25 protein-coding genes are annotated in these 22706 nt (G+C 48.1%); 19 read left to right on the top strand and 6 right to left on the bottom strand.

All coding sequences use genetic code 11. The features are described from left to right. Positions 1-26 precede the first annotated feature (26 nt). The gene (locus tag Q0R37_RS05835; RefSeq protein ID WP_294752387.1) at positions 27-161 is read right to left on the bottom strand and encodes a hypothetical protein; all 135 of its coding nucleotides are present in this window, start codon (positions 159-161) and stop codon (positions 27-29) included. A gap of 224 nt (positions 162-385) precedes the next feature. On the opposite strand from Q0R37_RS05835, the gene Q0R37_RS05830 reads away from it, so the two are divergent. The 14 genes from Q0R37_RS05830 to Q0R37_RS05765 all read left to right on the top strand — a co-directional run bounded on the left by Q0R37_RS05830 (position 386) and on the right by Q0R37_RS05765 (position 14421). Further along, positions 386-1600 carry an ABC transporter substrate-binding protein gene (locus Q0R37_RS05830; RefSeq protein ID WP_294752385.1) on the top strand — a complete coding sequence of 405 codons (1215 nt, stop codon included), beginning with the start codon at positions 386-388 and terminating at the stop codon, positions 1598-1600. Further along, positions 1587-2405 (top strand): ABC transporter ATP-binding protein, encoded by an 819-nt coding sequence (locus Q0R37_RS05825; protein WP_294752384.1) that lies wholly within the window; start codon positions 1587-1589, stop codon positions 2403-2405. The genes Q0R37_RS05830 and Q0R37_RS05825 overlap by 14 nt, the downstream gene beginning before the upstream one ends. After that, entirely contained in the window at positions 2402-3322 is a 921-nt protein-coding gene (locus Q0R37_RS05820; RefSeq protein ID WP_294752382.1) for an ABC transporter permease subunit, read from the top strand. The genes Q0R37_RS05825 and Q0R37_RS05820 overlap by 4 nt, the downstream gene beginning before the upstream one ends. A gap of 555 nt (positions 3323-3877) precedes the next feature. Continuing rightward, complete coding sequence (locus Q0R37_RS05815; protein WP_294752380.1) at positions 3878-4774, top strand: class I SAM-dependent methyltransferase; 897 nt, start codon at positions 3878-3880, stop codon at positions 4772-4774. A gap of 244 nt (positions 4775-5018) precedes the next feature. Then, positions 5019-6179 (top strand): PLP-dependent aspartate aminotransferase family protein, encoded by a 1161-nt coding sequence (locus tag Q0R37_RS05810; protein WP_294752378.1) that lies wholly within the window; start codon positions 5019-5021, stop codon positions 6177-6179. A 10-nt stretch (positions 6180-6189) separates the two neighbouring features. Beyond that, positions 6190-7101 (top strand): cysteine synthase family protein, encoded by a 912-nt coding sequence (locus Q0R37_RS05805; protein WP_294752376.1) that lies wholly within the window; start codon positions 6190-6192, stop codon positions 7099-7101. A 170-nt stretch (positions 7102-7271) separates the two neighbouring features. After that, a complete protein-coding gene (locus tag Q0R37_RS05800; RefSeq protein ID WP_294752374.1) occupies positions 7272-8183 on the top strand; it encodes a LysR family transcriptional regulator in 912 nt (303 codons plus the stop codon). Positions 8184-8272: 89 nt separating this feature from the next. After that, positions 8273-8788 carry a 2-oxoacid:acceptor oxidoreductase family protein gene (locus tag Q0R37_RS05795; protein WP_294752372.1) on the top strand — a complete coding sequence of 172 codons (516 nt, stop codon included), beginning with the start codon at positions 8273-8275 and terminating at the stop codon, positions 8786-8788. Beyond that, positions 8785-9078, top strand: coding sequence for a 4Fe-4S binding protein (locus Q0R37_RS05790; protein WP_294752370.1), 294 nt, complete (start codon positions 8785-8787; stop codon positions 9076-9078). Before Q0R37_RS05795 ends, Q0R37_RS05790 begins: the two co-directional genes overlap by 4 nt. After that, positions 9075-10247 carry a transketolase C-terminal domain-containing protein gene (locus Q0R37_RS05785; RefSeq protein ID WP_294752368.1) on the top strand — a complete coding sequence of 391 codons (1173 nt, stop codon included), beginning with the start codon at positions 9075-9077 and terminating at the stop codon, positions 10245-10247. Before Q0R37_RS05790 ends, Q0R37_RS05785 begins: the two co-directional genes overlap by 4 nt. After that, complete coding sequence (locus tag Q0R37_RS05780; RefSeq protein WP_294752366.1) at positions 10237-11130, top strand: thiamine pyrophosphate-dependent enzyme; 894 nt, start codon at positions 10237-10239, stop codon at positions 11128-11130. The genes Q0R37_RS05785 and Q0R37_RS05780 overlap by 11 nt, the downstream gene beginning before the upstream one ends. A 172-nt stretch (positions 11131-11302) precedes the next feature. Continuing rightward, the gene (locus Q0R37_RS05775; RefSeq protein ID WP_294752364.1) at positions 11303-12643 is read left to right on the top strand and encodes an AMP-binding protein; all 1341 of its coding nucleotides are present in this window, start codon (positions 11303-11305) and stop codon (positions 12641-12643) included. 151 nt (positions 12644-12794) lie between these two features. Further along, positions 12795-13961, top strand: coding sequence for a pyridoxal phosphate-dependent aminotransferase (locus Q0R37_RS05770; RefSeq protein WP_294752363.1), 1167 nt, complete (start codon positions 12795-12797; stop codon positions 13959-13961). A 4-nt stretch (positions 13962-13965) separates the two neighbouring features. Then, the gene (locus Q0R37_RS05765) at positions 13966-14421 is read left to right on the top strand and encodes an S-ribosylhomocysteine lyase (RefSeq protein WP_294752362.1); all 456 of its coding nucleotides are present in this window, start codon (positions 13966-13968) and stop codon (positions 14419-14421) included. A 422-nt stretch (positions 14422-14843) separates the two neighbouring features. Here the strand turns inward: Q0R37_RS05765 and Q0R37_RS05760 are convergent, their stop codons facing one another. The 4 genes from Q0R37_RS05760 to Q0R37_RS05745 all read right to left on the bottom strand — a co-directional run bounded on the left by Q0R37_RS05760 (position 14844) and on the right by Q0R37_RS05745 (position 17008). Next, complete coding sequence (locus Q0R37_RS05760) at positions 14844-15041, bottom strand: hypothetical protein (RefSeq protein ID WP_366517400.1); 198 nt, start codon at positions 15039-15041, stop codon at positions 14844-14846. A 137-nt stretch (positions 15042-15178) separates the two neighbouring features. Then, positions 15179-15661, bottom strand: a complete 483-nt coding sequence (locus Q0R37_RS05755; RefSeq protein ID WP_294752402.1) for a flavodoxin — start codon at positions 15659-15661, stop codon at positions 15179-15181. Positions 15662-15829: 168 nt separating this feature from the next. Beyond that, on the bottom strand, positions 15830-15952 hold the full coding sequence (locus tag Q0R37_RS05750) for a hypothetical protein (protein WP_294752361.1): 123 nt from the start codon (positions 15950-15952) through the stop codon (positions 15830-15832). Between the two features lie 96 nt (positions 15953-16048). Further along, positions 16049-17008, bottom strand: coding sequence for a hypothetical protein (locus Q0R37_RS05745; protein ID WP_294752360.1), 960 nt, complete (start codon positions 17006-17008; stop codon positions 16049-16051). 136 nt (positions 17009-17144) lie between these two features. On the opposite strand from Q0R37_RS05745, the gene Q0R37_RS05740 reads away from it, so the two are divergent. The 5 genes from Q0R37_RS05740 to Q0R37_RS05720 all read left to right on the top strand — a co-directional run bounded on the left by Q0R37_RS05740 (position 17145) and on the right by Q0R37_RS05720 (position 21168). Further along, a complete protein-coding gene (locus tag Q0R37_RS05740) occupies positions 17145-17858 on the top strand; it encodes a DUF134 domain-containing protein (protein WP_294752357.1) in 714 nt (237 codons plus the stop codon). After that, positions 17858-18667 carry an MBL fold metallo-hydrolase gene (locus Q0R37_RS05735; protein ID WP_294752356.1) on the top strand — a complete coding sequence of 270 codons (810 nt, stop codon included), beginning with the start codon at positions 17858-17860 and terminating at the stop codon, positions 18665-18667. Before Q0R37_RS05740 ends, Q0R37_RS05735 begins: the two co-directional genes overlap by 1 nt. A gap of 211 nt (positions 18668-18878) precedes the next feature. Further along, a complete protein-coding gene (locus Q0R37_RS05730; protein WP_294752354.1) occupies positions 18879-19310 on the top strand; it encodes a metal-dependent transcriptional regulator in 432 nt (143 codons plus the stop codon). Positions 19311-19369: 59 nt separating this feature from the next. Beyond that, on the top strand, positions 19370-20152 hold the full coding sequence (locus Q0R37_RS05725; protein WP_294752352.1) for a ZIP family metal transporter: 783 nt from the start codon (positions 19370-19372) through the stop codon (positions 20150-20152). A gap of 254 nt (positions 20153-20406) precedes the next feature. Further along, positions 20407-21168, top strand: coding sequence for a hypothetical protein (locus Q0R37_RS05720; RefSeq protein ID WP_294752350.1), 762 nt, complete (start codon positions 20407-20409; stop codon positions 21166-21168). 117 nt (positions 21169-21285) lie between these two features. On the opposite strand, the gene eno is transcribed toward Q0R37_RS05720, so the two are convergent. Beyond that, positions 21286-22584: a phosphopyruvate hydratase gene (eno, locus tag Q0R37_RS05715; protein ID WP_294752348.1), complete on the bottom strand. Its 1299-nt coding sequence runs from the start codon at positions 22582-22584 to the stop codon at positions 21286-21288. Positions 22585-22706: the final 122 nt, after the last annotated feature.

The following is a 22706-nucleotide window of genomic DNA, read 5'->3' as shown; positions in this document are numbered from 1 at the left end:
TTGGCATAAACACAAGTCCCCTGCTCCTATACTCCGCCGTAGGGTGCGCCCACGACGATTGCAGGATATTTTTCAGACTTGTCAATATCCTTTGCAGTGTAAAGGGCGGCGGCAAGTGCGATGCCGTATCTGTTGTTGAAGCGGACTTGTCTGTGCTTCACCTTTTCGCTTATCGTCTCAGGTAATAGCCTGTTCCTATAATCAATCATAGAGTTTGAGTATTGGACAAATACCTATGGATATGGTATGATTAGTTCACAGAGAAAAACAAGGAGTGAAAAAACATGAAAAATTACAGACACATCACCAACTCAGAGCGAATGCGATGTTGCATCCGATAAGTCCGAATGAATGATAAGTTTTTTGAATATGAAAGGTGATAAATATGAATAATAAAATAAAATTTGTTTCTATAATTGCAGCTTTATCGCTGCTCACAGGCTGCGGAGCTTTCAACAGCTCTTCGGATAACTCAAAGGATAGTGCTTCCTCAACAAATGAGGCAACATACAATGCTTCGGGTGACGCTGAGGCTGAGGAAAAAGACTGCTGCAAGGACAAGGATAAGGACTGCTGCAAGGATGAAGTCGCTGACTGCTGCGGCGACAGTGCGGAAGCTGTACTCGGAGCTCCCGAGAAAACAGATATCAACATCGGTTACCTCAACTCCACAGCACATCTCCTTGCATTCGTCGCACAGGAGGAGGGCTACTTCAAGGAAGAGGGACTTAAAGTTACTCTCACTCAGTTCTCCAGTGCGGCAGAGCTTGTGAACGGACTTGAGTCCGACAAGCTTGACGTTGCGTTCATCGGTTCAGTACCTACACTCACATTCCAGAGCCAGGGACACGATGTTTCCATTTTCGGCGGAGCAATGACAAACGGTCACGGCTATGTTATCAAGTCGGAGTTCGCAGACAAGGACGAGCTTGGCGTTGAGATACTCAAGGGCAGAAATGTCGCTTCTGTAAAGAACAGCGTTCAGGACGCGGAACTTCAGATACTTCTGAAAAATGCACATATAGAGATAGGCGAGGGCGATGACAAGGTAAATATCGTTTACTTTGACAGTCAGAAGGACGCTTATGCAGCACTTCTCAACAGCTCTATAGACGCTGCTTCGGTTTATTCACCCTACGCTTCACTTGCAAAGTCACAGGGCTACAAGGTAGTTTACTACTGCGCTCACGAAAAGGCACTTGAAAATCAGCCTTGCTGCCGTCAGGTCGCAAAGACATCGGCTCTCAATGACAATCCCAATACATTTACAGCTGTTGAGAGAGCTTTCATCAAGGCATATCACTTCACTCAGTCCGATCACGATAAGACCATCAAGGACGTAAAGAAGTACATTGACATCGACGAGGAGTTCATAAACACAGAGGTTTACGGCGGATACAGCGTATCGAGCCCGGACCCTGACAAGCAGGGTACGCTCACTCTTAAAGATACTATTATAGAGCTTGGATATACAAATGATTACGACATCGAGCCCTACTACAACACAGACATATACAAAAAGGCTCTTGAAAGCATCTTAGCTGAGAACTCCGATGATATTTACAAATCGTTAGAGGAGCATTTCAATGACTACGAATAAGATAGAGATAAAAGACCTTACCGTAAATTACACAGAAAACAAGCGCAGCTTCAACGCACTCCATGACGTTTCCTTCGGCGTTGCTGACGGCGAGTTCGTAAGCGTTATCGGTGCAAGCGGCTGCGGTAAATCAACTCTGCTCAGCGTTCTGGAGGGGCTTTATGCCCCTGCGGGAGGCTCTGTACAGATAAACGGCAAGGAGCTTCACGGCACAGGTACAGAGCGCGGAGTAGTTTTCCAGCATTATTCACTGTTTCCGTGGATGACCACAAGAAAAAACATTGAGTTCGGCATAAAGCAGTCCCGTCACGATATCAAGCGCAGCGAACGTGCTAAGATAGCTGACGAATTTCTCACAAAGGTCGGACTTACAGGCTTCGGGAACAAGTTCCCCTCACAGCTTTCGGGCGGTATGCAGCAGAGAGCAGCTATTGCAAGAGCTCTTGCAATGGATACGGAGATTCTTCTCATGGACGAGCCCTTCAGCGCTATCGACGCCAAGAACCGCGTGATCTTACAGGAGCTTCTTCTGAGGCTCTGGGAGGGCGACGGCTCTGAGCCCCGCAAGACTGTTGTATTCGTTACCCACGATATTGACGAGGCTATACTTCTTTCAGACAAGATAGTAGTTCTCACAGCTCACCCGGGTACTGTGAACGAAGTTGTGAACGTGCCCTTTGAGCGTCCCCGCAGACGCGAGGACTTGGTAAAGACGGACGAATACGGTAAATTCCGCAACAGACTGCTCTCGCTTCTTTACAATGACATTGCCGAGCGTATCGGCGGAGATGAGGTGGTGCTATGACGCTGAAAAAGCGCTATTTCCGTATCACACATCTGCTGTTCACAGCACTTCTGCTCATACAGCTGCTCCCCGACAGGTCAGCAAAGGAAGTATTCACAGGCTCTCTCATAGCCTTTGCAGCGGGACTTGAGATCATCGTTCTTGCAGCTTCCTCATTCATCAAAAAAGAGGAAAGCCTTTCACTTCTCCTCGATATCACCGGATTTGTGTTCGTGCTTTTAGGAGTATGGTCACTGGCTACGGCGAAATACAATATCCTCAACGATCTTCTTTTCCCTGCACCCGGTAAGGTGATACACCAGTTCACTGAGGACAAGTCGGCTATTTTAACAAATATAGCAAGCTCTCTCGGAACAACTGTTAAGGGCTTCCTGCTTGCGGCTGCCGTTGCGATACCTCTCGGACTTTTCATCGGCTGGAGCGCAAGAGTGGGCGGAGCTGCCACATACATCACAAAGTTTTTCAGCTCAATACCGCCTATAGTCTACATTCCCTACGGAATAGCACTTCTCCCCACATTCAAGTCGGTATCCGTATTCGTTATCTTCCTTGCAACATTCTGGCCTGTATTTGCAGGCACAATGAGCGGTGTACTGGGAGTTGACAAGAAGATAATCGACTCGGCAAAGGTGCTCAATGTAAGCAAGCCCGAAATGCTGTTCAGGGTCATTCTTCCTGCTTCCTTGCAGCAGATATTCCTCGGCTGCAATCAGGGACTGAGCGTATCCTTCATACTTCTCACATCTGCGGAGATGATAGGCGCAAGGGACGGAATGGGCTACTACGTAAAATACTACTCCGACTTCGGAGACTACACACGTACAATAACAGGACTTCTCGTTATCGGTTTTGTGGTAATTGCTGTGACATTCCTGTTCAACAAGCTCCAGAACCGACTGCTTCGCTGGAAACATTAAAATATGCCAAAGGACTTTTTTGTTCTTTGGCTTTTTTATTTGCAGTACTATTTCTCACTTTCTTCCCTCCTGCACTCTTGCACTCTTGCACTCTTGCTCCCTTGCCCTCTTGCTCTCTTGCACTCTTGCTCTCTTGCACTCTTGCTATATATTCTATGCAATGTACTTTAGTGATTTAAATCGTTCAAGAGTGCAAGGAAGCAAGGGAGCATGTTTATTGGGTGCACTCTTGCAAAATCTACAAAGACTATAAGAATAATAGGACAATTCTATAACTATCGCCGAATATAGCCTGAGCCTATTGACATTGCCGCAGTTATATGTTACAATACATATAGTTCCGATAGGAATACAATGAATTGATAGAAAGGATGGCTGAACATGAGAACTTACATGATGTGTTGTTGTATGTGTAATATGATGTACCCACGCATTCCGCTTACTTATGCTCAGCGATGTTGCGCTTTTTTTGATGTCATTGAGTAAGTACGGCGTAAGCTGTTATGCGTGGAGTGCGTTATGCATTCCGCGCTTTTTTATATTCCGGAGGTTTTTATGGTCAATGAAAGAGAAAGCGTTACAGCTAAGATATGTGCGTTTGTGAGGGCTTGGCACTCCAACCGTTCACGGCAGAAGATATACGACGATTACCTTGCCTACGATATGCTTGGCAAGGAGGAATATGACAGCATATATGAGCTCATCAGCAGCGGGCTTGACGGCTCGCAGAAGTTCTCACGTGAGGACACGGAGCAGATAATCACTGAGTATTTTGCTCCCATACCGCTGTCTAGGATACACTTCAGCGAGAGCAGACTTGCGGACTTCGCAAGGGAAAACGGAAATGTACAGTACGTCATCTGCGGCGCGGGTTCGGATACATTTTCATTCCGCAACGACAATGACGATATAGAGATATTTGAGATCGACCACCCCGACACTCAGCGCTACAAGCTTGAAAAGATAAGGGAGCTCGAATGGAATATCCGTTCCAACGTACACTTTGTTCCCGTTGATTTCGAGAAGGAGCGAATGTGTGACAAGCTCCTCGAAGCAGGCTTTGATCCTGCAAAAAAGACATTTTTCAGCATACTGGGAGTTACCTATTACCTGACACTTGATGTGTTCACGGATACGCTCGGGCAAATGGCTGAGCTCTCGGCTCTCGGGAGCGGACTTGTGTTCGATTATCCCATAAAGACGGGAGCTTTCCCCCGCAGAGTCGAAAGGCTCGAAAAGATGACGGAAGCCCTCGGAGAGGTAATGCGGGGCGGCTACGATTACAATGAGGTTTCCCGTGCATTGTACTCCCTCGGCTTTCAGATAGACGCTTATATGCCGCCTGAAAAAGTACAGAGGGAGTATTTCGACGGACGGCAGGACGACTTAAAAGCATTTGAGAACGTGAGCCTGATATCGGCGACATATACCGCAGGCTATGACTATGAATAATTCGTAATGCATAATTCGTAATGCGTAATTATGATATCGCTGACATTTACGGCGTGTAGGGGCGCTTGACCTGCGCCCGCATAAAATTGATATATTCACGGGCGAGCGGAACCCGCCCCTACAAAGGGAATTTGCAGGGGACGGCGCGGCTAACGGCTGCACGTACCCTCTGTCAGCTTTGCTGACATCTCCCTGCACAGCAGGGAGTCACTCGACGTCCCAAATCATTAAAGGAGAAATTATTATGAGTAACTATAAAAATACAGAAACAGCACTTATCCACGGAGGCATCTCCATTGACGAACGTACAGGCGCAGTAAATGTGCCGATATATCAGACCTCAACCTACAAGCAGGACGGTCTCGGAAAAATGCGCGGCTATGAGTATTCGCGCACGGGCAATCCCACCCGTGAAGCTCTTGAAGCTCTCATCAGAGACCTCGAAGGCGGCTATGCGGGATTTGCTTTCGGTTCGGGAATGGCAGCTCTCACAGCAGTTCTCAGTCTGCTCCACAGCGGCGACAGAATTCTTATCTCGAGCAACGTCTACGGCGGGACATTCCGTCTGCTGAGCAAGGTATTTGACCACTTCGGCTTTACCTATACCATTGCCGATACGGAGCACCCCGACGTTTACGAAAGTCAGATAACCGCCGATGTAAAGGCTGTCATCATTGAGAGCCCTGCAAATCCGCTTATGACAGTTACGAACATAAAGGCTGTAGCAGAGGTATCCCACAGACACGGACTTCTCGTTATCGTAGACAATACTTTCATGACGCCTTATTTGCAGAAGCCCCTTGAACTGGGCGCGGATATCGTCGTACACAGCGCAACGAAGTACCTCGGCGGTCACAGTGACGTGGTTTCGGGTCTTGCAGTCGTTAATTCCAAGGAGCTTGCGGAGAAGATAGCTTTCATACAAAATTCCACAGGCGGAGTCCTCGGACCCTTTGACTCATTCCTGCTTATCCGCGGCATAAAAACTCTTGCGGTACGCATGGACAGACACGTTGAGAATGCAAAGGCAGTAGCAAACTTCTTCTCGAAACACAAGGCTGTAAAGAACATATACTACCCGGGACTTAAAAGCGACAAAGGCTATGAGACAAACCAAAAGCAGGCTAAAAACGGCGGTGCAATGATATCCTTCGAGCTTCACGAAAACTACGATATAAACACTTTCTTCGAGAGCCTTGAGCTTGTTTCGCTGGCTGAGAGCCTCGGCGGCGTGGAGTCCCTCGTATGCCACCCTGCAACGATGACACACGCTTCCATTCCTGCCGATATCCGCAAAAAAGTAGGTATCACTGACGGACTTATCCGTCTTTCGGTAGGTATCGAGAATGTTGAGGATATTATCGCGGATATCGAACAGGCTATTGCAAAATCCGAGAGAAAGTGAGATAATAGATATGAGATACTTTGATTCAATGCAGTCCCTCATCGGCAATACTCCCCTTGTGAGACTCGGAAATATAGTACAGGACGAGGGCGTGAATGTTTTCGCAAAGCTTGAGCTTTACAATCCCTCGGGCAGCGTCAAGGACCGCACAGGTCTGTACATGATAAACGACGCCGAGAAAAAGGGACTGCTGAAAAAGGGCAGCACCATCGTCGAAGCTACCGCAGGCAATACAGGGCTTGGAATAGCATTTGCGGCACTTAACCGCGGCTACAAAATAATATTTGTAGTCCCCACGAAGTTTTCGGCTGAAAAGCAGGCTCTGCTCCGTGCTCTCGGCGCTGAGGTAGTGAATACTCCCCGTGAGCTGGGTATGCTGGGAGCAGTCGCAAAGGCAGAGGAAATAAAGGCGCAGATACCCGATTCCATATCGCTGGAGCAGTTCAAAAATCAGAGCAATCCGCTCGCACACTATGAGACTACAGGACGTGAGATATACGAAGCTCTCGACGGTCATATCGACTATGTTGCGGCAGGTGCGGGCAGCGGCGGCACTTACACGGGAATACTCCGCTATATCAAGGAGCGCGTACCCAATGCAAAGGGAATTCTTGCAGATCCTGTGGGCTCAACAATGGGCGGCGGTGAACACGCTGATTACAACATAGAGGGCATAGGCAACGACTTCATAGCAGATACCATGGATATGTCCCTTGTGGACGATGTTATCAAGGTAAACGATGAGGAAGCGTTTGAAACTTCAAGACTTCTCACAAGGACCGAGGGAATTATCGCAGGCTCGTCCTCGGGAGCAGCCATGGCAGCGGTGCTTAAACTTGTAAAAAGCGGCGCAAAGGGCAATATCGTCACTGTTTTCCCCGACCGCGGCGACCGCTATTTCAGCACAGGGCTCTTTGATTAGCGGGGAGCCCCCGCGGGCGGTTCACGCGGACGCTCGCAAGCTTGCTTACCTGTATGGACGGCAAGTCTTTCTCCGCGAGCCCACATCTTCGGAACGGTACGAATCAACATAGTAGGGGCGGATATTATCCGCCCGAAAGTCCTCAAATGAGAATAAAACGGAGGTACACAATGACTTTACAGCAGCTTAAATACATACTTGCAATATCCTCAACAGGCTCAATGAACAAGGCTGCGGAACAGCTTTACGTTTCACAGCCGTCACTGACCTCATCGGTGCAGGAGCTTGAAAAGGAGATCGGAATAAAGATATTCAACCGAAGCGGCAGAGGAGTTACCCTTACCAATGACGGTGTGGAGTTCGTTCAGTACGCCCGTCAGGTCGTGGGACAGTTCGACGTGCTCTCGGAAAAATACAGCGGCAGGGGCAATGTCAAGAAAAAGTTCGGAGTATCGACTCAGCACTATTCCTTTGCTGTAAAGGCTTTTGTGGAAATGGTCAAGGAGTTCGACACTGCGGAGTACGAGTTTGCTGTCCGCGAGACCAAGACCGCGGAGGTAATCAGCGACGTTGCAAATCTGAGGAGCGAGATAGGCATAATCTATCTCAATGATTTCAACCGCAAGTCCATAACGAAGCTGCTCCATTCAAACGGTCTTGAATTCCATACCCTTACGAAATGCAGCCCGTTCGTCTATCTCTGGAAAGGTCACCCACTTGCAAAGGAGAAAAAAATAACCTTTGAGCAGCTTGCGGACTATCCCTGCCTTTCATTCGAGCAGGGCGACAACAGCACCTTCTATCTCGCAGAGGAGCTGCTCAGTACAGCCGACTATCAGCGTACTATCAAAGCCAACGACCGTGCGACCATGCTTAATCTGATGATAGGTCTTAACGGCTATACTCTTTGCTCGGGTATTATCTGTGAGGAGCTCAACGGCTCTGACTACATAGCCGTGCCATTTGAGGACGAGTCCGAGGAGGTAATGGAAATAGGCTATATCACGCTGAAAAATGTTATCCTCAGCAAAATGGCGGAAATATATATCCGCGAGATAAAAACCTATCTTCATATAGACTGAGGCTATAGCTCCGCATAAAAGCCATGTATTGGACAGAATATGCGGATAGGTGTATAATCAAAACATACTAAAATGATAGGAGAACTTCTATGCATGAAATAATATGGCTCGGACGCGGCGGACAGGGTGCATTCACTGCTGCAAAGCTTCTCGGAGCGGCATATACTATAGATGACGACAACAAATACGCACTTGCATTCCCCTCATTCGGTCCCGAGAGACGCGGCGCACCTGTGAGGGCATTCACAAAGCTTGATACAAAGCCTGTTGTGGACAGAAGCCAGACCGAAAAGGCAGACTATATCGTAATACTTGACGATACGCTTTACATTCCTCAGCTTCAGGGACTTCTGAAGTCCACAGGGACTATTATAGTAAACTCAAAAAATAACATTGACGGCGCTCTCACCTTTGATGCCGATAAGATCGCAGCCGACTTCAGGCTCCCTACCGCAAACACCGTAATGTTCGGACTTCTCGCGGGACTTTCGGGAGTAGTTGCGGCAGATGAGGCTGTTGAAGCTATAAAGGGCTATATGCCCGCGAAAATACATGAGCGCAACATAAGCGCTCTTCTTAAGGCTGTGCAGGAGGTGGCGGAATGAGACCCTACGTCAGAGAAAAGACGGGCTTCACTTTTGACGAAGTCCCCGAGAATACGTCCTTTGAGGCAGGCTACCTCACCACTGTCAACAGCGGCTGGAGAAGCATAAGACCTGTTATCGATACAGCAAAGTGCGTGGGCTGCGAGCAGTGTTATCTCTACTGCCCCGATGGAGTTATATCCATTAATGACGGCAAAGCTGTCATTGATTACGATTTCTGCAAGGGCTGCGGCATATGTGCGAAAATATGCAAAATTGGTGCAATAGAAATGGAGGCGGAGCGCAAATGAGCAGAAAATTCTTATCAGGCAACGAGGCATTTGCCGAGGGCATTCGCCTTGCACGTCCGCAGGTCATATCCGCATATCCCATAACTCCGCAGACCATAGTTGTGGAGCGGCTTTCGGAAATGGTTGAGGATGGCAGTCTCAGCGCCGAGTACGTTCATGTTGAGTCCGAACATTCTGCGCTTTCATGTGCTATAGGAGCAAGTGCGGCAGGTGCGAGAGCCTTCACGGCGACCTCCTCACAGGGACTTCTCTACATGGCGGAATGTCTCTATTACGCGGCAGGCGGACGCTTCCCCATTGTTATGATGAATGCCGACCGTTCAACAGCTCTCCCGTGGAACATTTACGGCGATCAGCGTGACAGCCTTTCACAGCTTGACAGCGGCTGGATACAGTCCTACGCAGAGAATGCTCAGGAGGCTCTCGACCTTGCGCTTATGAGCTATAAAATTGCCGAGGATAAGCGGGTACAGACGCCATATATGGCAAATCTTGACGGATTTGTGCTCACGCATACATACGAAACAGTGGATATCCCCACTCACGAGCAGGCAGACAGCTTCCTCCCGCCCTATGAGACCGACAACCGCATAGACTTCGAGACCCCCAAGAATATGGCATTTTCGGCAGGTCCCGACACAAACTTCATCTTCAAGTACAAGGAGCACAAGGGACTGCTTGCGGCGGCAGAGGTCGTGAAGGAAGTCGAGGCTGATTTTGCGAGGATATTCGGCAGGCACTACACAGGTCTGACCGAGAATTACCTCACAGATGATGCTGAATATATCATAGTTACTCTCGGAAGCATCGCAGGTCTGTGCCGTGAAACTGCGGATAAGCTCCGCGAGCAGGGCGTAAAGGCAGGAGTTGTCCGCATACGTTATATGAGGCCCTTCCCGAATGAAGAAATTGCCGATGTATTGCGAAATGCAAAGGCATATGCAGTTCTCGAAAAGGATATCAGCTTCGGTAACGAGGGCACAGTTTTCACGAACGTCAACTCCGCGCTGAAAAAGGCAGGGATTGACGTAAAGGGCTGCAATTTTATCGGCGGTCTCGGAGGAAAGAATATCTCCGCAGGCGACATTGAAAATATATACACAAGTATCGCAAAGGGCACGGAAAGTGTCAATTTTATCGGAATAGGAGGCGGAGGCAATGGCAAATAAGGTTGCAGAAAGCATATCACGTGAGGAATTTTTCTACGGACACAAAGCCTGTGCAGGCTGCGGCGGAAGCCTTGCTGTAAGAGCTGCACTTAAGGTCCTCGGACCCAAGGCAGTATCGGTGCTTCCCGCAGGCTGTATGTCTGCGGTAGGCTTCAACTTTCCGCAGCTGTGCTTCTCCAACAATTCCATTATCTCCACCTTTGCGGGCACAGCTTCCATGCTTACGGGAGTTGAAGCAGGTCTCCGCGCAAGAGGATACAAGGACTTCACGGCAGTTGGCTTTGCAGGTGACGGAGGTACCGCTGACATCGGTATACAGGCTCTTTCGGGAGCTATCGACCGCAACGACAACATCATCTATATCTGCTACGACAACGAAGCCTACATGAACACGGGCATACAGAAAAGCGGTCTCACACCCTTCGGCGCCAAGACAACGACCACTCCCGCAGGAGCGAATATCCACGGAAATATCCGTCCCAAGAAGAATATGTTCGAGATAGCTGCGGCACATGATATCCCCTATGCTGCAACTGCAAGCGTGGGCTATATCTATGACTTCATACAGAAGGTGCAGAAGGCTTCACAGATACAGGGCACAAAGTATATCCATGTTATCGCGCCGTGTCCCACAGGCTGGGGAGTTGCTCCAGACGCCACAGTTGACATTGCAAAGGAAGTAGTTGACTGCGGACTGTGGTATCTTGCCGAATACGAAAACGGCACGTTCAGGCTCAATCATAAGCCGAAGGAGTTCACAGACGTGACCTCCTACCTGAAAAAGCAGGGCCGCTTCAGGCACCTCACAGATGAGGATATACAGGTGATAACAGCTTCCCGCGACAAGAAGTGGGAATATATAAACAAGAATTTCGAGCTATAAGAGTGTAGGGGCTGATGCCCACATCAGCCCGTTCACTCCTAAAAGTCATGCGGTTATAAGATCAGCTTATAACTAATGATAATCCATTGGTATTGGACAAATGCAGAAAGGTGCTGTATAATATAAACATACCAAACAGATATGAAATATATGAATATGGAGGATAAATATAATGAGCAGAGATATCAACAACAAATTCTGGAATGAGGAGCTTGAGACTCTTCCCCGTGAGGAGCTTCAGAAGAGACAGCTTGAAGATCTGAAGGAGATCGTTAAGTTCGCATACGATCACGCTCCCTACTACAAGCGTTCATTTGATGAGGCAGGCGTTAAGCCCGAGGACATCAAGACACTTAAGGATATCGAGAAGTTCCCGTTCATCAACAAGAAAACACAGCGCGACACTCAGGGCGTTGGATCATTCCTCGGTGAGCTGGCAGCAGTTCCCGAAGAGGACGTAGTTTTCATCTCCACATCATCGGGTTCAACAGGCGTTCCCACAATGAGCCCTTTCACCAAAAAAGACTTCGACGAATTTCAGGATACTGAGAGCCGCTGGTTCTGGCAGATAGGAATGAGACCGAATGACCGTTACGTACACGCCCTCAACTTCTCGCTCTATGTCGGAGGACCTGACGTAATCGGCGCTCAGAACCTCGGAGCTTTATGTATCTGGGGCGGTACTCTCCCCAGCGAGAGACTTCTCTTCATCTTAAAGACCTATCAGCCAACAGTTATCTGGACTTCGCCTTCCTACGCATGGCAGCTGGGCGAAAAGGCTATCAAGGCAGGCTACGATCCGAAGAAGGACTTCAATATCAAGAAGATAATCGTTGCAGGTGAGCTCGGCGGCTCTATCGACGCTACAAGAAATGCTATCGAGGAGATATGGGGAGCTGAGGTATTTGACTTCTACGGTCTGTCAGATATTTTCGGCGCCTGCGCTGCACAGTGCGAATACCACGACGGACTCCACATTGCAGAAAATCATATCCTCGTTGAGACAGTTGATATACACACAGGCGAGGTCCTTGAACCCGGTCAGACAGGCGAGCTCGTATTCACAACTCTCCGCAAGCACGCCCGTCCACTTATCAGATTCAAGACAGGCGACATCGGACGCATCGACACCACTCCCTGCAAATGCGGACGCACACACGGAAGGATACATATACTCGGCAGAAAAGACGATATGTTCATTGTTTCCGCTGTTAATGTATTCCCCAGCGATATCGAAGCTGTTATCCGCGAGCAGAGCGACCTGACAGGTGAGTACCTCATCCGTATCTTTGAGAAGGACTTCACAAGCAAATATGCTGTCGAGATAGAGAAGGCAGCAGGCGTTGACAAGGATGACGATACAGTAGCAGCAGAGGTTTCCGCAGCACTTAAGGCACGTATCGGCGTTAAGCCCGCAAAAGTAGTGGTACACCCCGACGGCGGACTTAATACACGTTCAGAGCATAAGTCAAGACGTGTTATCGACGAGAGAAACATTGACTACAGCATTTAATGATGATATAATAATATCAATGCATAATTCATAATGCATAATGCATAATTAAATATCATCGCCGCAGGCGATCCCGCAATTATGAATTATGAATTCTTAATTATGAATTTGAATGGGCGGTTATCCGCCCATTTTATTTAAGGAGGAAATTATGCCACAGCTTTCAAACCGAACAGCCACCTTTACCGATTCCGTCATAAGGCGTATGACGAGAATTTCAAATAAATACGGCGCAGTAAATCTCTCGCAGGGATTTCCCGACTTCGAGCCGCCGAGAGAGATACTCGACCGCCTTGCGGAAGTCACCCGTGAGGACTTCCATCAGTACTCCATAACATGGGGTGCACAGAACTTCCGTGAAGCGCTTGCGGAGAAGCAGTCCCGTCTCATGGGCAGAAGCATTGATCCCAACGGGGAGATAGTTGTCACCTGCGGAAGCACGGAGGCTATGATGGCAGCGATGATGTCCGTTACCAATCCGGGAGACAAGGTCATTGTGTTCTCGCCGTTCTATGAGAATTACGGCGCGGATACCATACTCTCGGGAGCTGAGCCTATTTACGTTCCGCTTATCCCGCCCGAGTTCAGCTTCGATGCGAATGTTCTTGAAGCTGCCTTCAAACAGCACCCTAAGGCACTTATATTATGTAATCCGTCAAACCCCTGCGGAAAGGTGTTCACTCTTGAAGAACTTCAGATAATAGCAGACCTTGCAAAGAAGTACGATACCTTCGTTATCACCGACGAAGTCTATGAGCACATCGTTTATGCTCCCCAAAAGCACGTTTATTTTGCTTCGCTTCCCGATATGTGGGAGAGAACTATATCATGCTCGTCCCTTTCAAAGACCTACTCTATCACAGGCTGGCGACTGGGGTATGTTATCGCTCCGCCGAATATCATCGACACCGTGAAAAAAGTCCACGATTTTCTTACTGTCGGAGCTGCTGCACCATTGCAGGAGGCTGCTGTTACGGGACTTCGCTTCGGCGACGATTACTACAAGTGGTTACAGGACAAGTATACGGAGAAGCGCGGCCTATTCCTCAATGGTCTTGACCGTATAGGCTTGCAGCATACCGTTCCTCAGGGAGCTTACTACATACTTCTTGATATCTCCGAATTCGGCTACAGCAGCGACCTTGTGTTCTGCGAAAAGCTTGCTGAATACGTGGGAGTAGGAGCCGTTCCGGGTTCGAGCTTCTTCAAAGAGCCCGAAAACCGCTATATAAGATTCCACTATGCAAAGAAGAACGAGACACTTGAAAATGCGCTTGAGCGCCTTAACGATATAAGAAAGAAAATGCCTAAGGAGTGATTATATGAAGACTATTGCAAGCTTTACAGTCGATCACGACAAGCTGGAAAAGGGAATGTATATCTCCCGTATCGACGGCGATGCAGTTACCTACGATATACGCATGAAGAAGCCAAACGGCGGCGACTATCTCACAAACGGCGCACTGCATACCTTCGAGCATTTATTTGCTACCTACGCACGAAACAGCGAATACTCGGACAGCGTTATATATGTGGGACCTATGGGCTGCCTGACAGGCTTTTATCTTATCCTCAGGGACAATGTCACATACGAGCAGGCGATAAAGCTCGTACAGGACAGCTTTCGTTTTGCAGCTGATTTCAGCGGGAAGATCCCCGGTTCCGAGCGTAAGGAGTGCGGGAATTATCTCCTCCACGACCTTGACGGCGCAAAGGCAGTCGCAAGGGATATGCTCACGGTGCTTAACGGATACACGCCTGATAAACTGAATTACTGAACAGAAACGCTGTGCTGCTGCGCTGTACAACACATCAATCATAGATATAAGTCCTTTCATTCAGCGCTATTTATTCAACATTGCAGGATATGGAAAATGTCGGTCGGTCGACCGACCAAGTTAGCGACCAAGATAAAATAACAAACGCTCAGGATATTCCCTGAGCGTTTGAATTATAGTTTAATTTTAGTCAAATTCGATATCTGTTCCTTATTCCGGAAACTATTTTTCCAATGGCAATACACATCTTTACGCTTCTTGAATATGCGGAATGGCACATCTGAATAATCATAAATGTGGCAGATGTCGCATACTTTAAGCAATTCCGGTATCAAATCAAGAGCTTTGGCACACTATGACCTCAGAAGGCGGCTCGTCATCACAATACTCAATGAGGTAATCTATAATTTCGTCCTTGCTGATTATGTAACCGCCCTGATATCAGTATTATATTCCTCGTCCGAAACAGCTTCACACCATTCCGTGCTGCCCTCCTCGCCCTCGATCTCTACCGCAAGGTGAGAGAACCACGAATCGGGTGCGGCACCGTGCCGTTGCTTGACATTCGCAGGGATATTCACAATATCGCCCGTGTGAAGCTCTCTCGCTTCCCTGCCCAACGAAGTAGTCACCTTATGGGTTAGGTTCACCGATAGAAAAGAATATCATCGTTGTAATGATCAAATTCGGGAGCAAACTCACAGAGGGCCTCTCTGCCTGCGGTCTGTACGTTCTTTTCTGCCATAGCAGTACCGCCTTATACTCCGAGGGACTCCACCCACTTTTTCAGCTCACTGACTGTAGTGTTTGCAGCGAAACGCTTGCCTTCCTTAATAACTGCCGTATCGGAAACGCTTAGCTTCAATTCCTTTGCGGAGTTGCCCATTCCGCTGCCGCCCGATGTAGCAAACAGAACTATGGGCTTGCCCGAAAAATCATAAGCTTCAAGGAAGGTATTGATGATAGTCGGAGCAACATACCACCAGATCGGGAAGCCGACAAATATCGTGTCATAGTCAGCGATATTCGCATTGGTATCAGCGATCGCAGGACGGAAGGACTTGTCCTTCATCTCAACAGAGCTTCTGCTGTTCTTGTCCTGCCAGTTAAGGTCTGCATTTGTGTACGGAACAGCAGGACGTATCTCATAAAGATCTGCACCTGCGGCTTCTGCGAGGTTCTTTGCAAGCCCTGCGGTCACGCCGCTTGCTGAAAAATATGCTGCTAATTTTTTGCTCATGATTGTTTCCTCCTGTTTTACAATAAATTTTTTATCCTTATCGGGAATACCTTCCTCGCTGCGTATCTTGTCAACTGTACCGCTTTGCATCATTTCCTCTGCGAATTTACGGGCATTCCCGTTTTCGCCTGTGTAGCAGATATTTACTGTGATGCTCATAGCTGCACCTTAAAACTTTCCGCCGAACACAGGGAGAAAGCTGATTTCGCCGCAGTCCTTGATATGCTCGGTGTTTTCGAGAAGCTCCATGTCCTCGTCCGAAATAACAAAATCAAGCTCACCGTTAGCCAATTGCAGGAGCTGCCTTTGGCAGTCCGCATTTACACGTTTGTTTGCAGGAGCGCTTTCCGAGCGCCCATGATACAACTGCCATAGCAGTCCTCATATTCATCTCACCAAATGCTGGAACAGCGCACTGAAAACAGCCATTTTCCTTAACGGCTTTTCACGATAGAGATACGAAGCACCTACAAATACGGAAATTCCGAGCATGATCTGTACCGGAAAAATGAGCAGAGCCTCCTTCGGTATCAGAAAAGCGAGTATAGCGATCGCAGAAGCAGGCGGAAGCATAAGTCCGAGTTTCTTCATGATGAAGTAAACTGCGGCGATGGTAAGAGCTGCCGATACACAGGCAGGAACAGCCAGCCGTTCGGTAAAAGCAAAGCGTACCCCCGCACCGCTTGCGGCACAAAGAGTTATCAGCGCTATGACCGCCACAGGACGCTTCCGAGAAACAGCTTCGGGCTTCCAGAACTCAGTAAAGGCTACAAGAAGCGGCGGAGCTGCGGCAAAGCGTACATTGAGATGCAGTGCTGCAACGATCACCGCAGCGGCAATAAGCCAGCGCAGCACGGCCTGAAATATGCTTTCCTTGTCGGGCTTCGGCATTTTTTCAAATTCAGTATCAGTCAGCACTCCATTCCTGACCAGTATCCGACGCACACACAGAATTCCTGCGGTCAGTGTGCAGGCAGCTATCAGGTAAACGACTGACCTTGTCTGCAGCAGTACAGGCAGTACCGCTGCCGAGATCATAGGTGCAAAGCTCGTTCCCGAAGCCATGAACAGCAGCGACGCAAGCAGATATGCAATGCTCATTTGCAGCCATAATGCAGCAGGCACAAACAGCACTATACCAAGTCCGAGTGCCGCACATACCGTGATAGCCCAAAATGTGTGCAGATGATCGGTTCGCCACGCAAGTTTCGGAGTCAGCAGCGCTCCTGTTGCAATGGCTGCGATCTCAGGGAATATGATTTCGTTATTCCGTAAAACATCCGCTGCACCGACCATGCCGCCAATCAGCAGCATCGTACAAAGCAGCGGGATATATGTCTTTTTCATTTAACACACTCCATTTTTTCATCAAAAAGAATTATAGCAGATATAGTGAAAGATGTCAACATTTACATTGAGATGATACTTGACATAAGTCGATAAATATGATATACTTGACTTATGTCAGAAAGGAGATGCTGATATGCCAAGACCACAGAAGTCCCGACGTATATGTTGCTATCCCGATTACTGGAGCTTTGCTCCCGATCAGGATAAGGCGAATGATACGGTCATCATGTCACTTGACGAGTTTGAAACGATAAGACTTATAGATTATCAGTCAAAGACGCAGGAGAAATGCGCTCAGGAGATGAACGTGGCGAGAACGACCGTCACGGCGATCTATGACTCCGCAAGAAAAAAACTCGCTCAGGCTTTGGTCGAGGGCAGACGCATCGTCATTTCGGGCGGAAATTATACTCTTGATAACACTATCTCGGAGGAGATAACTCAGAAAGGAAGCACAATTATGAGAATTGCAGTAACCTATGAAAACGGACAGATATTCCAGCACTTCGGCAGAACTGAGCAGTTCAAGCTCTATGACGTTGCTGACGGCAGGATAATCAGCGAACAGGTTGTCGGCACGAACGGTGCAGGTCACGGTGCTCTTGCAGGATTTCTGAAAAACGCACAGGCTGACGTTCTGATCTGCGGAGGTATCGGCGGAGGCGCACAGATGGCTATGCAGGAGGCTGGCATCGCACTCTACGGAGGAAATATGGGCAGTGCCGATGAAGCCGTAGCAGCTTTCCTATCACAGACGCTTGTTCAGAATGAGAATCCTACCTGTGACCACCACCACGAGCACGGCGAGGGACATTCCTGTGGAGACCACGGCTGCGGTAAGCACTGATGAAGATAATCACACTTGTTGAGAACACCTGCGGACTTGAAGGCTGTATAGCCGAGCATGGACTTTCTCTTTACATCGAAACCGAAAAGCATAAACTTCTGCTTGATACAGGGCAGACCGACGCAGTCGTAAAAAATGCGGAAGTCCTCGGAATAGACCTGTCCGCAGTTGATACCGTTATCCTTAGTCACGGTCACTACGACCATTCGGGAGGTATACTCCCCTTCTACGGGCTGAACCCCAATGCACGTATATTCATGCAGAAGTCCGCTGCCGAGCCGCATTACAACGGCGAACGCTATATCGGTATCGACAGGGCTATACCCGACCTGCCGAACGTCAGGCTTATTGAAGGTGATGTTCAGCTTGACGATGAGCTTTTCCTCTTCAGCGGAATAACCGGCAGACGGTGCTATCCGCAGGGCAACCGCAAGCTGTCACGTATGGATAATGGCGTACAAGTTCCCGATGATTTCGCCCATGAGCAATGCCTTGTAATAACGCAGAACGGCAGGCGCTGGCTGCTGTCGGGCTGTTCGCATAACGGTATCCTCAATATCCTCGACCGCTACAGGGAGATATTCGGGAACGCTCCCGACTTTGTTATCACAGGATTCCATATGATGAAAAAGGACGGAGATCATACCGAAGAAGAAAAGTCGGTCATCATTCAGACGGCAAATGAACTTTCCAAGCTCGATACCGTCTTTTACAGCGGTCACTGCACAGGTATCCCTGCCTTTGAGCTGATGAAAGAAATAATGGGTGAACAGCTCATAGCCCTGCACAGCGGCGAGCAGATAATATAACACCTCTATAACCCAGAACACAGCCGACAACTTGCCGACTGCGTTATTTTTATGCTCCTATGATGAGCATATCCGCTTGTTATCAGCAGCTCTCCGCTGTGAAATATCAGAAAATAATGACTGTTGCACTTAGGAAATCCGCTATTGACAAATCCTGCTGTTTATGATATCATAATGTTATACAAGACTAACTTAAAAAGGATGTGCTTGAATGCTCGGAAAGGAAAAAACCGAAAACTATCTCAGAACTATCCTGAATATACAGGAGATCTGCGGTACTGCAAGAAGCATTGACGTTGCCGAAGCGTTAAATGTTTCAAAGCCCACTGTAAGCGTTGCCATACATGAGCTTGAAAAAAAGGGATTCATTATTTTCACTGACAGCAATGGTCTGTTCCTCACTAAAAAAGGAATGGAGACCGCAAGCAAGATAAAAAGCCGCTATCATTTCCTGTTCTCAATGCTTGTGCAAATGGGAGTCAACGAGGCAGACGCAAAAAAAGATGCCTGCAAAATGGAGCATTGTATGTGTGATGAATCATTTCACGTACTCCGTGACCTGTTCTATTTCTTTCTCGAACATTCGGAAAGCACGGCACAAACCGCAAACAACACCGGCAAGTGCAGCAGCAAAAGTCAATAGTATCTGCGATCTTATTTTTTTAGATATAGTTTGCGACTACTAACCAATTGGAGCGTATTATGAAAAAAGAAATCTTAACCGGACTCCTTATTCCTTTTCTTGGCACGGCATCAGGTTCGGGATGTGTTTTCTTTATGAAGCACAGCCTGAGCAAACAGCTACAACGCGCATTGACCGGCTTCGCAGCAGGCGTTATGACCGCTGCCTCCATATGGGGCCTTATCATTCCTGCCATGGATATGTCGGATAGCATGGGAAAACTCGCTTTTCTGCCTGCGGTTGCAGGCTTCTGGCTCGGTATACTTTTTCTTCTTCTGCTGGACAGTGTCATACCTCATCTGCATATGAATGCCGAAAAGGCGGAAGGCGTTCCGTCAAGGCTGGCGAAAACGACCATGATGGTGCTTGCGGTAACACTTCACAATATCCCCGAGGGTATGGCAGTAGGCATCGTTTATGCGGGCTTCATGTCGGGCTCATCTGATATGACCGCAGGCGGAGCCTTTGCACTGGCGCTCGGAATAGCGATACAGAATTTCCCCGAGGGAGCAATAATATCCATGCCGCTCCACGCAGAAGGAAAAAGCAAGAGCAAAGCTTTTGCGGACGGAGTTCTTTCAGGGATAGTCGAGCCCATAGGCGCAGCGCTTACGATACTGTTTGCAGGACTGTTCCTGCCTGCAATGCCGTATTTGCTGAGCTTTGCCGCAGGTGCTATGATCTATGTGGTCGTAGAGGAGCTGATACCCGAGATGTCGGAGGGAGTACATTCAAATATCGGTGTTATCATGTTTTCAGTGGGATTTACGCTGATGATGATACTCGATGTTGCCCTTGGATAGAAAGTGATAAATAATAAAGAGCAGATAAACCGTTACTGCACAAAAATTCCTAAATACTGAAGCTTTAAAGGCACAAAATATTTTTCAGGCATCAACAATGTTTGTATATAATAACAAAATTGCTTTCTGCTTATTGACAGCGGAGATCTGATGTGTTATCATATTCTACGGCATATACGGCAAGGAGTATTAATAATTTCCTTGCTATTATTTTCAATATATGTTAGCTTTATATAACAAAGGAGAATTTTATAATGAAAAAAACACTCACTCTTTCATTCGCTGTTGCAATGGCATTATCATTATGTGCCTGCGGCTCAGAGAAAAGCAGCACACCAAATTATGAATCGAATGAGTCTGCGGCTGTTTCCGAGAAGCTCACGCCTGCCGAACAGCTTCTTGAAGGTCTGAAGGGCACATACGACGAATTGTTTACTGTCATCTGTGATGAAAAATACGATCAGATATGGCTTGACAAATGCGAAGCTTTCGTAGGCAAAGACATGGCTGAAAGCGCTGCCGAAATGCTGAAAAGCTCCTGCACTGCAACTATTTACGGTGAGGACGCGGTAAATGCTTACACCAATGCTGAGGATATGAGGTTTGACTGTTATTTTATCAACGGCGTAAAGCAGTTCGTATTTAACGGCAGCAATATCTCAGGGATCGACGACAGCGGCAAAAAGCTGTTCGAGCATGAATACAGGTTCGTTAAGGACTTTTCCTTCGGCGGAATGATGGACGGATATCTCTACGAGACCACAGATAATGATGCAGGAGAATTCAAGTATTTTCTTATGATGCCTGATACTCCCGCCACAACTTATCACACCGAATTCCGTTACGGCAGCGATCTGAACGATCTTGCAGAGTACAGCAAAGGAGCTTACGCCTACTGGCTTGCAGCAGGTATTCCTGCAAACTGCGGTGAAAAGATGATAGAGGACTGTATAAGTCTTTTCGTTGAAGAAAACCTTTCCGAAGCAGCCGAGGAAGAAGAACAATCGGCTGCATAAGATAATATGATCGTATATGTGTGACGATCCTGATACCTTAAGGATCGCGGCAAAACAAAACTCGCCTGTACCCCAAAAGTGCAGGCGAGCTTTTTATGAAAGGAAGGTTCATGAAGATTACTTTGTTACGTTGAATGCACCCATTTGCGGATAGCAGGCAGAAGCACCGAGCTGCTCCTCAATGCGGAGAAGCTGATTGTACTTTGCAACACGCTCCGAACGTGAGGGAGCTCCTGTCTTTATCTGGCAGGTGTTGAGTGCAACTGCAAGATCTGCGATAGTTGTATCGGCAGTCTCACCCGAGCGGTGTGAGGAAATAGCAGTATATCCTGCCTTGTGAGCCATTTTGATAGCTTCGAGAGTTTCGGATACAGAGCCTATCTGATTGAGCTTGATGAGTATGGAGTTGCCTGCGCCGAGAGCGATACCCTTGGCAAGACGCTCCGTATTTGTAACGAAAAGGTCGTCGCCTACGAGCTGTACCTTATGACCTATCTTTGCGGTCATCTTCTGCCAGCCTTCCCAGTCCTCCTCATCGAGACCGTCCTCGATCGAGATTATGGGGTACTTGTCAACGAGAGCTTCCCAGTGAGCAATAAGCTCATCAGAAGTGAATTCCCTGCCCGACTTGGGCTGCTTGTAGAAGCCCTTTCCCTTTTCGCTCTTCCACTCTGAGGAAGCAGCGTCCATAGCTATCATAAAGTCCTTGCCAGGCTCAAAGCCTGCTGCCTTTACAGCTTCAAGTATCTTCTCGATCGCTTCTTCGTCAGATGTGAGCTTGTTGGGAGCAAAGCCGCCCTCGTCGCCGACAGCTGTAACGTCGCCCATATCCTTGATGAGCTTTTTCAGTGTGTGGAATACCTCAGCGCACCAGCGGAGAGCTTCTTTGAATGAGGGAGCTCCCACAGGCATTATCATGAATTCCTGAGTGTCAACAGCGCTGTCAGCGTGAGCTCCGCCGTTGAGAATGTTCATCATCGGAACAGGGAGCTTTGTGCCCTGAATACCGCCGAGGAAACGATAAAGCGGAATATCAAGGGAGGCTGCAGCTGCCCTTGCACAGGCGATAGACACAGCGAGTATAGCATTTGCACCCAGCTTTGACTTGTCCTTTGTGCCGTCAGCCTTTATCATAGCTGCGTCAACAGCGTAGATGTCGGAAGCGTCCATACCTGTTATAGTTTCAGCGATAACAGTATTGATGTTCTCAACTGCCTTTTCTACGCCCTTTCCGAGATAGCGCTCACCGCCGTCACGAAGCTCCAGCGCTTCAAATTCACCGGTAGAAGCACCGCTGGGAGCAGTTCCCCTTGCCACTGTACCGTCAGCGAGAGTTATCTCTGCTTCAACAGTAGGATTTCCGCGTGAGTCCAGTATCTCACGTCCCACGACCTTTTCGATTTCTAAATAGTCCATAGTATTCTCCTGTTTTGATATATTTAATGTGAATACTCACATTATTGGCAGCGCAGGCTCATGTATACGGGATATTCGCACTTATCCCATAAACCCGAAAGGAGCCTGCTGTAATGATTTAT

Source organism: uncultured Ruminococcus sp. (genome assembly GCF_946415235.1).
In the GTDB taxonomy this organism is placed as follows: domain Bacteria; phylum Bacillota; class Clostridia; order Oscillospirales; family Ruminococcaceae; genus Ruminococcus.
This window is presented reverse-complemented; position numbering and strand designations above follow the sequence as displayed.